Annotated in this window: 14 protein-coding genes; 11 read left to right on the top strand and 3 right to left on the bottom strand. The window is 52.3% G+C overall.

All coding sequences use genetic code 11. The features are described from left to right. Positions 1 to 600 precede the first annotated feature (600 nt). Positions 601 to 1,029: a metal-dependent transcriptional regulator gene (locus MBOO_RS05085; RefSeq protein ID WP_012106516.1), complete on the bottom strand. Its 429-nt coding sequence runs from the start codon at positions 1,027 to 1,029 to the stop codon at positions 601 to 603. Between the two features lie 165 nt (positions 1,030 to 1,194). Between MBOO_RS05085 and MBOO_RS05080 the strand changes: the two genes are divergently transcribed. The 7 genes from MBOO_RS05080 to MBOO_RS05050 all read left to right on the top strand — a co-directional run bounded on the left by MBOO_RS05080 (position 1,195) and on the right by MBOO_RS05050 (position 5,272). Beyond that, the gene (locus MBOO_RS05080; RefSeq protein ID WP_012106515.1) at positions 1,195 to 1,479 is read left to right on the top strand and encodes a FeoA family protein; all 285 of its coding nucleotides are present in this window, start codon (positions 1,195 to 1,197) and stop codon (positions 1,477 to 1,479) included. Next, complete coding sequence (locus MBOO_RS05075) at positions 1,476 to 1,718, top strand: FeoA family protein (protein WP_012106514.1); 243 nt, start codon at positions 1,476 to 1,478, stop codon at positions 1,716 to 1,718. The genes MBOO_RS05080 and MBOO_RS05075 overlap by 4 nt, the downstream gene beginning before the upstream one ends. Then, positions 1,715 to 3,715 (top strand): ferrous iron transport protein B, encoded by a 2,001-nt coding sequence (feoB, locus tag MBOO_RS05070; RefSeq protein WP_012106513.1) that lies wholly within the window; start codon positions 1,715 to 1,717, stop codon positions 3,713 to 3,715. The genes MBOO_RS05075 and feoB overlap by 4 nt, the downstream gene beginning before the upstream one ends. A gap of 1 nt (position 3,716) precedes the next feature. After that, positions 3,717 to 4,157 carry a hypothetical protein gene (locus MBOO_RS05065; protein ID WP_012106512.1) on the top strand — a complete coding sequence of 147 codons (441 nt, stop codon included), beginning with the start codon at positions 3,717 to 3,719 and terminating at the stop codon, positions 4,155 to 4,157. A gap of 1 nt (position 4,158) precedes the next feature. Next, positions 4,159 to 4,449 (top strand): hypothetical protein, encoded by a 291-nt coding sequence (locus MBOO_RS05060; RefSeq protein ID WP_012106511.1) that lies wholly within the window; start codon positions 4,159 to 4,161, stop codon positions 4,447 to 4,449. A gap of 237 nt (positions 4,450 to 4,686) precedes the next feature. Then, positions 4,687 to 4,938, top strand: coding sequence for a hypothetical protein (locus MBOO_RS05055; protein ID WP_012106510.1), 252 nt, complete (start codon positions 4,687 to 4,689; stop codon positions 4,936 to 4,938). A 91-nt stretch (positions 4,939 to 5,029) separates the two neighbouring features. Then, positions 5,030 to 5,272 (top strand): DUF2769 domain-containing protein, encoded by a 243-nt coding sequence (locus MBOO_RS05050; protein ID WP_012106509.1) that lies wholly within the window; start codon positions 5,030 to 5,032, stop codon positions 5,270 to 5,272. A gap of 264 nt (positions 5,273 to 5,536) precedes the next feature. Here the strand turns inward: MBOO_RS05050 and MBOO_RS13000 are convergent, their stop codons facing one another. Next, on the bottom strand, positions 5,537 to 6,772 hold the full coding sequence (locus tag MBOO_RS13000; RefSeq protein WP_012106508.1) for a response regulator: 1,236 nt from the start codon (positions 6,770 to 6,772) through the stop codon (positions 5,537 to 5,539). A 21-nt stretch (positions 6,773 to 6,793) separates the two neighbouring features. Continuing rightward, positions 6,794 to 7,945, bottom strand: coding sequence for a peptidase associated/transthyretin-like domain-containing protein (locus MBOO_RS05040; protein WP_157677603.1), 1,152 nt, complete (start codon positions 7,943 to 7,945; stop codon positions 6,794 to 6,796). A gap of 366 nt (positions 7,946 to 8,311) precedes the next feature. On the opposite strand from MBOO_RS05040, the gene MBOO_RS05035 reads away from it, so the two are divergent. From MBOO_RS05035 to MBOO_RS05020, 4 genes are all read left to right on the top strand, one after another. Further along, the gene (locus tag MBOO_RS05035) at positions 8,312 to 8,869 is read left to right on the top strand and encodes a hypothetical protein (protein WP_012106506.1); all 558 of its coding nucleotides are present in this window, start codon (positions 8,312 to 8,314) and stop codon (positions 8,867 to 8,869) included. A gap of 81 nt (positions 8,870 to 8,950) precedes the next feature. Continuing rightward, complete coding sequence (locus MBOO_RS05030) at positions 8,951 to 9,490, top strand: hypothetical protein (protein WP_048068301.1); 540 nt, start codon at positions 8,951 to 8,953, stop codon at positions 9,488 to 9,490. A 204-nt stretch (positions 9,491 to 9,694) separates the two neighbouring features. Beyond that, positions 9,695 to 10,546 carry a hypothetical protein gene (locus MBOO_RS05025; protein ID WP_157677602.1) on the top strand — a complete coding sequence of 284 codons (852 nt, stop codon included), beginning with the start codon at positions 9,695 to 9,697 and terminating at the stop codon, positions 10,544 to 10,546. Beyond that, positions 10,543 to 12,654 (top strand): fibronectin type III domain-containing protein, encoded by a 2,112-nt coding sequence (locus MBOO_RS05020; protein WP_012106503.1) that lies wholly within the window; start codon positions 10,543 to 10,545, stop codon positions 12,652 to 12,654. The genes MBOO_RS05025 and MBOO_RS05020 overlap by 4 nt, the downstream gene beginning before the upstream one ends. The last annotated feature ends 395 nt before the right edge of the window (positions 12,655 to 13,049 follow it).

Here is a 13,049-nt window from a genome sequence, read left to right as displayed (position 1 = left end):
TCTTACCTCCACAAAAACCGGATTTTTCCATCGGAGTCCCGCGACGCATACGGCATGTTGGAGTTTTCGTCACTGTGGGAGGCGTGCAACAATCTGTCATTATATAAATACCTGCACAGCCATTAGCCTTTTACTGGTATGGTGAGGTGCAGGAGTCATGGTCTGTAAGAGCCAGGTTGCACTCGTTGCAGGCCTGGTTTTGATCTGTATTGGATGGGCGGCAGTACACCTCTGTGCATCTTATCTGGCGGGTTTTGTTTTTTTCGCAGCAGGTGGGGTCTTTCTGATTATCGGTATACTTACATTTTTTATTCCGGATATCGGGAAAATTCTCGGGCGGAGCAGCTGAAACGGATTTCAGTGTTTTTTCCATGGTGTACCACCGTGTCATAGGGTTTACTTTTCACGTTGCATGACCTCATGCTGTACAGATACATTCCTGAAGGACCGCGATTATAATAAGAGGATGCTGATCCACTCAGGAAACAATAAGGTAACGTTTTTTTATGGATTCGATATGGTGACGGGCCTGGGAGCCCCAGCACCAGAATAGTCTCAATTATTCTGCGTAAAGATCGGTAACCCGGGTCCGGACCGTTATCAGCGCCCGCCAAGGAATTCTTCAAAATCATTCAGGATCAAAGCAGCCTTCGGCGACTCTTTGAGAAACGCACTGAAAAGGCGGATCTGAGCAAGGGTTTCAGGACTCAGTTCATGTTCCATCTTACAGGCATCCTTTGTTGCAATGGCTTCTGGTACCCGGAATAATTCGAGAAATGATCGCAATGTCTCATGCCGGTCTTTTACCACCTCAGCAATCTTCCTGCCGTTATCTGTCAGGGTAACCCCTTCGTATTTCCGGTACGTAACAAAACCCGTCTGGCTGAGTTTCTGGATCATCTCGACGACAGAGGGCGGCTGGATATTAAGTTCTTCGGCGATATCCTTTGTCCGGGCATATCCTTTCACCAGGGATATATTTAAGATCGCCTCAAGGTAGTCTTCCGTTTTCCGGCTGATCTCTGGCATGATCCATTCTTTTGGAGGCCTGGAAATGTAAAGGTTCGGTTAACCAAAATCCCGATCAAAAAATTAGGATTCCAAAATAAAACCTCACTTTTTTAGGGATGCAAAACTGAATCGAATTTTTTTTGGATTTCAGTTATCCTAACCTAATTTCCAATAGAGTACCAGATGGAAAAATCAAGGGACAACCAGAACGAACCAGTTGATGGAGACGTTACCACGCTCGACCGGATCCTCCCACCGGGAAATTGTCGGGTTGTTTCGGTAACTGCAACCGGTTCATTCAGGAGGCGCCTGCTTGCCCTTGGGTTTGTTCCCGGAACTCTCATCGAATCAGTACGGGTGGCACCTCTGGGTGATCCGATAGAATACAGGATCAAAGGTTACTACCTCTCTCTCCGGAAAGAAGATGCGCGTTTCATCTCGGTTAAACGGGAGGCAGACCAGGCATGACCACAGTTCCTCTCTCCTTTATTCCTCCCGGGTCCGAAGCTGCGGTTACCGCAATCCAGGCGACAGATGGCCTTGTGCGGCGGCTCGCTGCCATGGGCCTGCGCCCTGAAAGCAGGGTTACGGTGATCTGTGCTGACCGTGGTTCACTTATCGTATCCGTAGCCGGCAGCCGTTATGCGCTCTCAAAAGGTATGGCCATGAAAATAATGGTCAACCCGGATACAGGAGGCACACGATGAAAAACAGGATACGTATCGCCCTTGCCGGGAACCCGAATGTAGGCAAAAGCACGATTTTCAATACCCTGACCGGATCCCGGCAGCACGTTGGCAACTGGCCGGGTGTCACCGTAGAGAAAAAGAGCGGCTTTGCCACGGTTGGAAATACTGAAATCGAGATCGTTGATCTCCCCGGGACCTACAGCCTGACGGCATATAGTGTTGACGAAGTTGTTGCCCGTGATTATATTATCGAAGAGAGGCCTGATGTAGTCATCCATATCGTTGACGCCACCAACTTCGAACGAAACCTGTACCTCACTACCCAGCTCATGGAACTTGGCGTACCGCTGGTTATGGCTTTGAACATGTCTGATGAGGCAGAGAAAAAGGGCGTAACTATCAACCCCTCCCGGGTCAAGGAATATTTCGAAATACCTGCAGTAAAAACTGTGGGAAGCCGGGGAGAAGGTCTTAATGAACTTCTCCGGACGGCTATTGCCGAAGCCGGGACTTCTCCTCACCATGAGCATTCCATCGGGTACGGGAACGAGATCGAGCAGCATATTGCAAATCTCATCATCGCGCTCAAGACTGATCCCGTTCTTACTGCCCATTATCCCCCGAGATGGATGGCTATTCGTCTTCTTGAAGGCGATGAGAAGATCTCTGATGAGATTCGATCCAGCCCGGCCTTTGATGCAATAACCAGAGAGCTTGCCAAAATTGATCTTACGCTTACCGAAGCCGCTATGGCTGACCGGCGGTATGAACTGATCGCTGCATTCATGCCACAGGTCTGCCCGACCTGCGTCCGGGGAATGTCTGCATCTGACCTCATCGATCATGTTGCAACGAATCGTTACCTGGGTATCCCGATTTTCCTTGCACTTATGTGGGGCGCCTTCCAGCTTACCTTTGCGTTCGCTGCGCCTTTTACATCTGCCATCAATTTCGCGATGAATGCTCTTGGTTCTGCAGTTACCGCAGGGATCAGGCCGGAGTGGCTTGCATCGTTTATCAACAATGGCATTATTGGCGGCGTCGGGACGGTTCTTGGGTTTGTTCCCAATATTTTTATCCTGTTTTTGATCCTTGCAATTCTTGAAGACAGCGGTTATCTGGCCCGTGCCGCTTTTGTCATGGACCGGCTGATGTATTCCATCGGTTTGCCCGGCAAATCATTTATTCCGATGCTCATCGGATTTGGCTGCAACGTGCCGGCCATTATGGCTACCCGGACCATCGAAGACAGGAAAGACAGGCTCATTACGATCTTGATTAACCCGTTCATGTCCTGCGGAGCGCGTCTCCCGGTTTACGTGCTCTTTGCCGGGGTCTTTTTCCCGCACAGTGCCGGAACGGTAATATTTTTCCTGTATGTACTTGGCATCGTGATTGCAATCCTGTCGGCAAAACTCTTCAGGTTAACGATCCTTCCTGGTAAGCCGGCACCATTCCTGATGGAAATGCCGCCTTACCGTTTCCCGACAGGCAGGACATCGCTTGTCCATATGTGGGACCGGGGTTCAATGTACCTCCAGAAAGCCGGACTTGTCATCTTTGGTATCGCCATCATTGTCTGGGGCCTGGCATCCCTTCCCTTGGGCGTTGCATATGGTAGTGAGGGAAGTTATGTGGGAATTCTCGGGCACGTCATCCAGCCCGTTGTTGCCCCACTCGGGTTTAACTGGAAGATCACTGTTGCCCTCATTTTCGGCTTTATGGCAAAAGAAGTGGTGATAGGATCGCTTGGCGTCCTCTACGGTGTTGGCGAAAACCACGTGGCCCTGGGAAGTGCGCTTCACGCCGATCCTACGCTGAGTGCGGTCACGGCTTTGGCCTTGCTTGTCTTTGTATTGATCTATGTTCCGTGCATGTCCTCGGTTGCAGTTATTAAAAAAGAGACCGGCTCATGGAAATGGACGGTCTTTTCCGTATTGTACGGGCTTGTTATCGCTTACCTCGCAGCGCTGGCTGTGGTACATATCGCACCGTTTTTTATCGGGGGTGCCTGATATGTCAACCCGAAAGCTGGTCTTTTCCCTGGGAATGGGGATTGTCTATCCTATTTTGGGTATCGTTCAGATCCTTGGCGGGATCGTTCCGGGTTTAGCCGTATCCCTGAATGTACTTTTTATTCCGGCGGATATCATCCAGGGTTTTGTTTTATGCCTGATCGGCGCGGTATTCCTGTACGGGGCTGCAGAGATTCATCAGAACCGGCCCGGCGCAGAGGCCTTTCTCTATGTCGGAATGCTACTCTCCCTCATCTTTTGTGTGATTACGCTGATCGATCTGGGGGCGCAGGGAGCCAATGCCGTTCTTTTCGGGGGAGATGGAGGATCCTCATGGCCCCTGACACAGGTTATCATACCCATAATCTATATGGCCGTCCCGTCAGTCATCGGATCCTATGCATGGGGCCGAAAATTTTTCAGCGATCTGACTGAGGCCTGATATGACAGGGATATTTGTGATGATAGCCCGGATGATCCGTGACGGAAATCTGACCACCGCAGAATGTGCAGAGCGGTTGGGAATCACAAAAAATCAGCTGGAAGGCCGGCTGCTCCAGATGGAACACCAGGGTTACCTTGCCAGGGTAAAGGACGTAACTCCCCCGGAGTCCGGCAGTCTTTGCGGACATTCCTGTGCATTGTGCAATAATCAGACGGAATCCTGTTTTCCCGTCCGGTTTGTCCTGACCAGAAAAGGGGAGTACCTTATACAAAATACGGATGGCTCATAGGCTCTTTGTCCGGCTGTTCCATTTCCTGATGGTGTAACGTGCAGCGATTCGGATACGGTGGCGGTACCCGGAAGCAATAAAGCCTTAAAATCACCAAAGCCTGCCGAGGGAATGGCGGGGGCCAATTAACCCGGTTTCTGACAGGTTATCCGCAACCGCACTTCCCCGATTCAAGGAAGGGACCTTATCTACGAGTCCCCGTCAGATGCAACGGCAGGGACGGTCGGTCTCAAGTACGTGAAGATCTTTGAGTATGTCAAGGGAGCCCGTATCAAAGGTGCCGGTATCATCGATCTCCCGCTGGTCACAAACCAGGGCAGGAACTTCACGTACCGCCAGGAGAGCGTCAACGGCGAATTTGTCGTGCCCTATGCAACGAGCGGCAACACGTACCCGGTACAGGCAACCGGTCCGTACCGCATTGAGAATACTTCCACCACATTCGAAGTGCAGGAATCGGCAGTCCTTAACGGGACAACCATCAATTAGCAGGAGAAGCCCGGGATAATGTACCGGGCACAACATTTTTGTGTCACCGAATGGGGAAACCTCTTATCCCAAAGGGACCTATCACCTTTCCATGAAAAACGCTGCGGTTGCTGTTGAAGATACCGATGAGAACCGGCAGATCTGCATGAAGTACTGCGGTATCTGCCCGAGCTACCGGAAGAACAACATGGGAAAGTACCAGCCCGATTCCCTGTTCTGTTCCCGCGGGATGTCCTGTTTTGAGGAGAAAAAAGAGGACCGCTGCTTCTGCCTTGCCTGCGAACTCTTCACAAAGCACCACATGGCCCTCGGGCATTTCTGTACACAACAGTAAGGGGAACAATCGCCGGCAGCTTTTGCCTCCTCATGAAAAGGAGTAATGGCACCCCCTTCCGATCTTTGACTGTGCCGGCCCTGCGGGATCCTCCGGGCAAAATATTTTTTTATTCTCATACGCCCCCGGGTTTTTATGGGGCCACGCCACAAGCGAAACTGCGAATACCCCTCAGTACCGTATCATCGTCCCGATCCCGGGCGCTGCCCTGTACAGACACTTCGGCATCAACAGGTGAAGGCCTCTTTTGTCCATCCCTGTTGTTCATGCAGGGAAGAACGGTGAAAGTACCGGTTCAAGTTTCCTTTGCAACTGGCGGAGTGTCTCCTGGTCCGACTGAAGCTCCCGGTTTACCGCAGCAATATCCTTAAAGGATGCATCCCGACCCGATTCGGCTCCCGGAGAAGCTGTACTGATTATCCCAAGGAGCTTTTTGTCCACCTCAACTCTCCTGCGGAGGCGGGCATACGCACATACGGTCTCTTTTTCATAGCCTGCCCTCATAGCGGCACGTACAGCCTCCCGGATGAGCCTGCGGCGTTCCAGCACATTCCCTATAGCATCATACAGGCCCTGTGCATTGACCGGTTTTAAGATATAATCGTCGATACATAACCCGTACCGGTGTGCCTGATCAGGAGTGGGGGTAAATCCGGTCAGCATCAGCACCGGGATCATCTTTGACCGGGGATCGCTCTTGATCTTCTCCAGAGTTTCCCACCCGTCCATGGGGGACATCATGATATCGAGCAGAATAATGTCGGGACGTTTCCACCAGGCTTTCAGGAGCAGGAGACATTCCTTCCCGCTGTTTGCCTTCATCGTGACGTACCCTTTCTTTTCCAGCAGGAGGGAAAAGACTTCTGCGATCTCTTTTTCATCATCGACAATAAGAATCCGTTCTGCCCGGGGGTAAAGGAATACGATATAATAGGCAATCCCGGAGACTGCCATGGCCATGATTCCTGCCACCAGCAGGATTTCATCGATCATCAGGGACTGATTCGGTACTGCCGTATTCTGTGCAGACTGCATATCGGGATCCTGGGGATAGAGCTGCTGAAAGGCTGCTATCGCGGGAGAAAGATCGACTGTGGCAAGAGTGGCCCCGGTGGCAGTATCCTCAAGGGTAACGTACCGTAGATCCGGGATAAACGGAACAATTATGCCAAATTCCCCGTTATGGGAATACTGGGCATCTCCGGTCAGGCCTCCCCCGCTACCGTCACCCTCCCCGATTTGTATGCGGGGGTCCCTGATAGAAAATTCATCGATTGTCCTGTGCTGACTGTCAAGGAGAAGGCCGTTTATGGTGCCGGTCTGGATATCCAGGTTTGGCGCAGTCCCGTACCGGACTTCAGATGAGATCTCGTTTACGCCGGTATCGGCAAAGGAAAAACTGATGACCGCAATTTTCTGATAGGGGTTATCCACTGCGGCAGCTGCCGGGTACACGAGGAGGAGCAGAAGCACGAATCCGGCATACTTTTTTATCTCCATGGGCCCGCCACCGGATAACAATCAGGGAGATACCCTCATGAGCGTGGATACTATCCTTTTGGTCGATGCATTACCGAACGTGCCCGCGTACCCGTAATACATGATATCCGGGTCCGGGTCCCAGCGCCAGAACTCTTTTGTGCAACCGCCCGGGACACCGGAGGAGACCTGCCTGCAGGCATCCGGATCCCAGCCATTCCCACCGGCATATTCCCTGCAGCCATCCTTGGAGCTCCAGAGATTCGGATCAGGATCATTCTGGGCATAATAGGTGTCCCCGCAGTAGGTGTCCATGAGGCCATAAAGACCGTGGCCGATCTCGTGCATCGCAAGGGAAGGCATATCCGCAGAGATCTTGAGGTATACCCTGCCAAGCCCGTTGGGATTGGTACACCCCACCGGCTGACCGGGAGGTCCTGAGTACACGCCCTGGTACGAGGGGTACAGTATAATCGTCAGGTCACTGAATGTGACATTGTCCCAGTAGTCCTGCGGGATTGTTCCTGCACAGCTGTCGAAAGCATCTGCATAGGTCGTACCGTCCCAGAAATAATAAAAATCAAAGCGTTGTCTGTAATCCCGGGGGAGGGGGTACGAGGGCGAGGTGATTGCCGGGTATGCCAGAAACGTCTGGTTGATAAACGTACGGACATCAGATGCAAACTGCGTTTCTCCCCCGGGATATCCATCCAATTCAGTTTTGGTGTTGTCCGTGGCGTTAAACGAGGTATGGGAGGGAACAAATACGATATTTATTTCTGATTCGCGAGGGCCGTTAATTTCCACCGGAATTATATCACCGGGGGTAAGGTTTAGCAGCACCTCACCCGGCCTGATGAGATCAGACCGTATGGTTATATCCTGGTAGCCATCTTTTACCGCACGGATAGTACTGCTGTTTGGGCCGGGACCGGTGATCAGGAGGTCAAAGGACCCGTTTTCCGCGGTCATGCCTGCGTAAAGACCATTGATAAAGAGCAAGACTGCGGGAAGAGGGGTATTGGTTTTCTCATCGATCGTCAGGATCCGGACATACTGGCCCGGCGGTTGGTCGGGACCTTTCTGGACGGGAGATGTACCCAGGGTCTGTGCCGGAACGGGAACCGGGCCTCCCTGCGACAGGAGGACGGGAGGAGCAGCAGAGGCGCGCGAGCCCGCCGCGGTGATGCCCAAGAAAAAGAAAATACCGGAGAGAGTCAGGACCAGCCCCAGACAAAAAAACGCAAAAATCCCTCCCCAGTACAATATTTTCCTGTTCATTGATCCCGTCCCTGATTTCTGTAACTTCAAAAAAAATGAACTGGTATTCCCTGCACGTACATGGAGGTTTTTATGGTTGTTTCCGGGGAAATTTCCCCAAAAATAAATTCTTTTCTTCCTAAAAAAGAGTTAGATTATTGCTGAGCGTTTTCCCTTATTTTATATGCCGGGTTTTTTTCTGATATGAGAGAACCGGCCATTGCTGAGCATTTTCTTTACCTTTATCGTTATAGTGAAGTCACCCGCCAGTAACGATCCTTGTGATCGAACCGGAGAAAAATGATGAATCTGAAATTGCTCGTTATTGCTGGCCTCCTGGCCATTGCATGCATGATGATTGCACCGGTTATGGCTGATGAAACCACGCCGGTATCTATTCAGGGAAATCCGGCATCGTATGTTGCGATTTCTCTAAACCAGACCTCCCTTTATTTGCCTCTTGATCCGCAAGCCTCACCGGCATCAAATACATCGCTTGGGATAACTGCCACGGTAAATACGGGATATCAGATTACTGTTGCAGATACCACGTCTGGAACATATAACACCGGTCACCTGGTAAATGCCACAACGTCGGGAACGCTTTCGCCGGTTCATGCAGCCCTTACCTCGCCCCTGCAGTTCACCGGGAACAGTAATTCGACCTATGGCGCGACGGGATCCAGTATCCAGGACTTAACCGCTAGTCGAACCGTTTACACGGGATCGGCAAACACCAATCCGGTACTGCTCACAAATACGATCACCCAGCCGGTTGCCTATACGGATCTTGAGCTGCCGACAGGGTACAATTACTGGATCCAGCTGACCTATACGATAGCGGCAACAGGGGGATAATTTTCTTTTTGGTTATCCGCATGAACCAGAAATGCCGGTCATGTATCCTTTGTATTTCCGTGAGTAATTGCCGGAGAGAGCATGCAGGATCCTGACAGAATCTGCATCAAGATATTGACAGCAGCGGTACTCTTCATGCTGCTGTACTCCCTGCCAGTACCCGCACAATCGATCGGGCTTAGCGTATCTGGTACTATTGCGGATATGCAGCTTACACCAGGGACCACAAACCAGGATTCATCCATATCCCTTACGGTAACAACCGATGCCGGCAATTGGAGCGTAACTGCTTCGGATCCCCTTGTGGGAAAACCCACCGGAACTGGTGGATATATGACGGAGTACAACGATACGGATGCACGCTATATCGCTGCACCCGCATTTAAGGTGCTTTCCGATCCCTTCGGTATGAACACGTCACCTGACCCGGATCCTGGCATAACCGGCTATAACGGGACGCCGGGCGCAGGTACTCTTCTGGTGTATTCCGGATCAAAAAGTCCAGGCACGGTAACACTCCCGATCATATTCAGTCAGGCCGTTACGCTCACTGATCCTCGCCTGACCAATGGGAACAAGTACAGGATCGATATCCTGTTTACAGGAACGGTACTGGAATAGCCGTGAAAAGACGGCATCACTTTCGTGGTAAAAAATATTGAGAGGTACCCTATGAGAGATTTTCTTTTACAGTCATGGAGACATGCCGGTTTGGCAGTGCTGCTCCTGCTCGTCGTATCCTGCATCGCACCGGTGACCGCAATCGGTGTATCTGGTGCAATTTACAAAGGCAGTATCCCCCCGGGGGGGACGGACAGCTTTAAAATGACCGTAGTAAACGGGGCTGGGGAAAATCCCGTGGATATCCAGGCAGGCGTGATGGGGTTTGGCCAGGGTGCAGATCAGGGCTATTTTGCCCTTGATCCGGCAAAAGACACAAGCCCGTACTCGGCGCGGAATTTCATTTCCCTTGACAATACCTCCTTTCATCTGGGGCCTGGAACAAAACAGGATATTATTGCAACCATTACCCTGCCCCAGAACGTGGGTACTGGAGGACGGTACGCAATTATCTACATCCATGCCGTTCCCGAAAACGGGGCGCCAATTTCTACTGCGGTAAATGTGCCGGTTCTTGTTACCATAGCAGGAAGCACACAGACCCTGACCGGCAGCATTACAACTATCGATGCCTCAGGAGGGACAGGTGGTGAGCCGCTCGTTGTCACAACAGGATTCCAGAATACCGGTAATGTTCACTACTACTCCACGGTCAACAAGGTAACCATTACCAACATAGCGGGAAATCTCATCGCCAACGTATCCCTGGCACCATCCGTATTTGCCATCATCCCGGGAAGTACCATCAATTATACCGCCAAAGCAGATGTGACAAACCTGCCATATGGCAATTATACCATAAAATCGGACGTGCTCCTTCCCGGTGGACAGGTCCTTGATGAGAAAACTACTCAGTTCGTATTTCAGCAACCGTCATCACCGGTAATCACATCCACAAACGCCCCGCCGTCAGCAGGAGTGAGTACGCAGTCACCGGGAAGTACGGTTTCTCCCACCGGTACGCCCACAAAAGCATCCCTTCCTGTGGCACTCAGCACCATATCTTTTGCTGCCGCAACAATCATCTTTGGCGCCACGGTCGGGCGGAGGAAATGATTGGCAAAAAAAACACTCCTGTTTTTTTCCTTGTCTTATGTTGTATTCTTACCGTACTGGTTGTCTTTGCCGATCCCGCAGGTGCGACAAATTCTGCAACGGTTGCCATATCTGGCAGTATCCCTCGGGTTATCTATAATATATCAGTCTCCGGTATCGACACCGGCAACGCCACGATCACCTGGAACACCAATTTTTTTGGTAACAGCACGGTTCTCTATGGCACGACCACGGGCTACGGGTCCGTCAGCACAGACGGGGTCATGACCGAAGACCACGTGCTGTCCCTGCACAGCCTCTCCCCGGCCACCACGTACCATTACCAGGTTGTCTCGATTGATCTTGCCGGCAACCGTGCAGCCGGCACCGATGCGACTTTTAACACAACGGCACTTTCACAGGGGACTGTGGCAAATACAACCACGGTTTCAACCACCTTTGCCGGGACAACGGTCCAAACTGTTAACGGCGTCCAGCAGGTCAGCCTCAATCTTACCTCACTTGCAGGGACACCCCAGGTTTCCGGAAACACCGTAACCCTGCAGAACCCCGCAACCGGCTGGTCCCAGGTACAGTATGTCAGCTCGGGGATTACCACACAGGACGGCAACATCACGCTCGGGCAGATCCAGAGCGTAAGCATGCAGAGCGCTCCCGTAACGGCATCCCTCGGAGGTAGTATAGGAACGGTCAGCACGCAGGTCCAGATTGGCCTGACGCAGCTCGTCCCAGATGTGACACTCCAGCAGAGCATTATCCAGGGGGCAACTGCGTCGGCAACCAACGCCTTCCAGGTAGCAGCAGCAAACAATAATCTCAATGTCCAGGCTGTTGCCTATACCGTGGAGTTCCAGAACGCTGCTTCTCTTGATGCCAGCCTGAACTCTGCAGGTGTCAAAATGAACCTGAGCCTTGACGATGCATGGGTGGCCGCGAATGCGAATGGCGATGTAAACAATATCCGGGTCATCCGGTTTGGCGACGACGGGACAAAAGAAGTTCTGAGCACAACGTTTGTGGGCCGCCAGGGAACTACCGATACGTTCGAGGTCGTATCCCCCCACGGGATTTCCCTGTTCGGAATCGCTGCGGTGACTGCCGTTACCTCTTCCGGGGGAGGTACCAGCTCATCCGGGGGTGGCCAAAGTCCCTCCGGAGGCGGTGGTGGTGCCGGGGGTCTCTTTGTGGCAGCCGTTCCCGCAGCCCCCCCGGCAGTCCCACAGGGCCAGCCGCAACAGATGGGACCTTCGGAAAACGCCGCGACAACAACGCAGTCACTTACCTTTGCCGGGCTCAGTGCCTCCACGGGACCTTCCGGGATCCAGACCTTTACGTTTAATACCACCCTTGCGGCGCAGTCCGGCGTTTCCGCAACGCTCGGGAATACCTCCCTTTCGCTTAACCAGCCCGGTCTTGCCATGGTCATTGTCACGAACGGCAGCCCATCTGTTGAAAACAGCGTGATTTCAGGTACGGTACAATCGGTCAGCATAACCACGGCGCCATCCCCCGCGTCCTTAAGTTTTGGCAATGTCTCGGCAGCGGTCAATGCATCGCTGGCCTCGATCCCCCAAAATGCCGCGATCACGACCACCATATCAGAGGTGGTGACTTCTGATGTTGCCAGTGCGCTCCGGCAGGCAGCTGAAAATGACGGCCGGCAGCTCAATTCAATTGCCTGTGTTGTAACCATTACAAAAACCAACTTTGCAGCAACCGGGCCGGCTACGGTAAGCCTGGCGATCAGCCCCGGCTGGGTGGGGAATCATGGGGGAATCGAATCCATATCTATCGGCCGGATCGGTGATGACCAGTCCGCTGATATGCTCGATACCTCGTACCAGGGGACAGATGCACAGGGTCTTCTTGTCTTTGCGGGAAATTCCCCCCACGGGCTATCCCAATTTGGTCTTGTCTCGGTTGGATCGCCGGGAACCGCCGGCCAAGAACCCGAGACCGGTTTACCCCATCCCCCGGAATCTGTATCCGGGATCATTGGAGAAATTCTCCTGAAGAACCGGATTATCCTCGCAATCGCAGCAGTCTGCCTCATTGCAGGGGGTGCGCTGATCACGCTCGTCTGGCGTTACCGGCAGCAGAAGTGGTAACCCTCCCCCGGCCCCACACGCGACAGGAAAAAACAAGCCACAGTTTTTTTTGCCATTCAGTCTCTTCCTGCTCCGCACTGCGGCAGTCCGATTGCAGAACAGTGCAGGAATATCCGGTAAAAAGGCCGCCTTTACACAGGTAACCGTAACAAGGAAAAAAGGATGAGCAAAAGAAAATAATTGTCACGGTGTGTTGATGTGCCCAGTGCAGGCCTCGCCATAGATCAAGAATCCTTTCCGGGGTACTTCTCAAAACGACCTCCCGTAGATTCCATCCTTATTCTCCAAGTACAACGGGAGCATGTACGGGTTTGTCGTAATACGTACGTTGATATTTCCCAAGCCTGATGTACCGGCTTGTGAACAGGATCCCGGCCCGGGGCACCATAACCCCG

The sequence above is a fragment of the Methanoregula boonei 6A8 genome, from assembly GCF_000017625.1.
In the GTDB taxonomy this organism is placed as follows: domain Archaea; phylum Halobacteriota; class Methanomicrobia; order Methanomicrobiales; family Methanospirillaceae; genus Methanoregula; species Methanoregula boonei.
The sequence above is the reverse complement of the archived record's forward strand: the minus strand, read 5'-3'. Positions and strand labels throughout refer to the sequence as shown.

Excerpts from the sequence above, each read along its gene's own strand:
- MBOO_RS13000 (WP_012106508.1), bottom strand. The coding sequence starts at position 6,772 with ATGGAGATAAAAAAGTATGCCGGATTCGTGCTTCTGCTCCTCCTCGTG.
- MBOO_RS05060 (WP_012106511.1), top strand. The coding sequence starts at position 4,159 with ATGACAGGGATATTTGTGATGATAGCCCGGATGATCCGTGACGGAAAT.
- MBOO_RS05065 (WP_012106512.1), top strand. The coding sequence starts at position 3,717 with ATGTCAACCCGAAAGCTGGTCTTTTCCCTGGGAATGGGGATTGTCTAT.
- MBOO_RS05050 (WP_012106509.1), top strand. The coding sequence starts at position 5,030 with ATGAAAAACGCTGCGGTTGCTGTTGAAGATACCGATGAGAACCGGCAG.
- MBOO_RS05080 (WP_012106515.1), top strand. The coding sequence starts at position 1,195 with ATGGAAAAATCAAGGGACAACCAGAACGAACCAGTTGATGGAGACGTT.
- MBOO_RS05035 (WP_012106506.1), top strand. The coding sequence starts at position 8,312 with ATGATGAATCTGAAATTGCTCGTTATTGCTGGCCTCCTGGCCATTGCA.
- MBOO_RS05020 (WP_012106503.1), top strand. The coding sequence starts at position 10,543 with ATGATTGGCAAAAAAAACACTCCTGTTTTTTTCCTTGTCTTATGTTGT.
- MBOO_RS05025 (WP_157677602.1), top strand. The coding sequence starts at position 9,695 with ATGACCGTAGTAAACGGGGCTGGGGAAAATCCCGTGGATATCCAGGCA.
- MBOO_RS05030 (WP_048068301.1), top strand. The coding sequence starts at position 8,951 with ATGCAGGATCCTGACAGAATCTGCATCAAGATATTGACAGCAGCGGTA.
- feoB (WP_012106513.1), top strand. The coding sequence starts at position 1,715 with ATGAAAAACAGGATACGTATCGCCCTTGCCGGGAACCCGAATGTAGGC.
- MBOO_RS05085 (WP_012106516.1), bottom strand. The coding sequence starts at position 1,029 with ATGCCAGAGATCAGCCGGAAAACGGAAGACTACCTTGAGGCGATCTTA.
- MBOO_RS05075 (WP_012106514.1), top strand. The coding sequence starts at position 1,476 with ATGACCACAGTTCCTCTCTCCTTTATTCCTCCCGGGTCCGAAGCTGCG.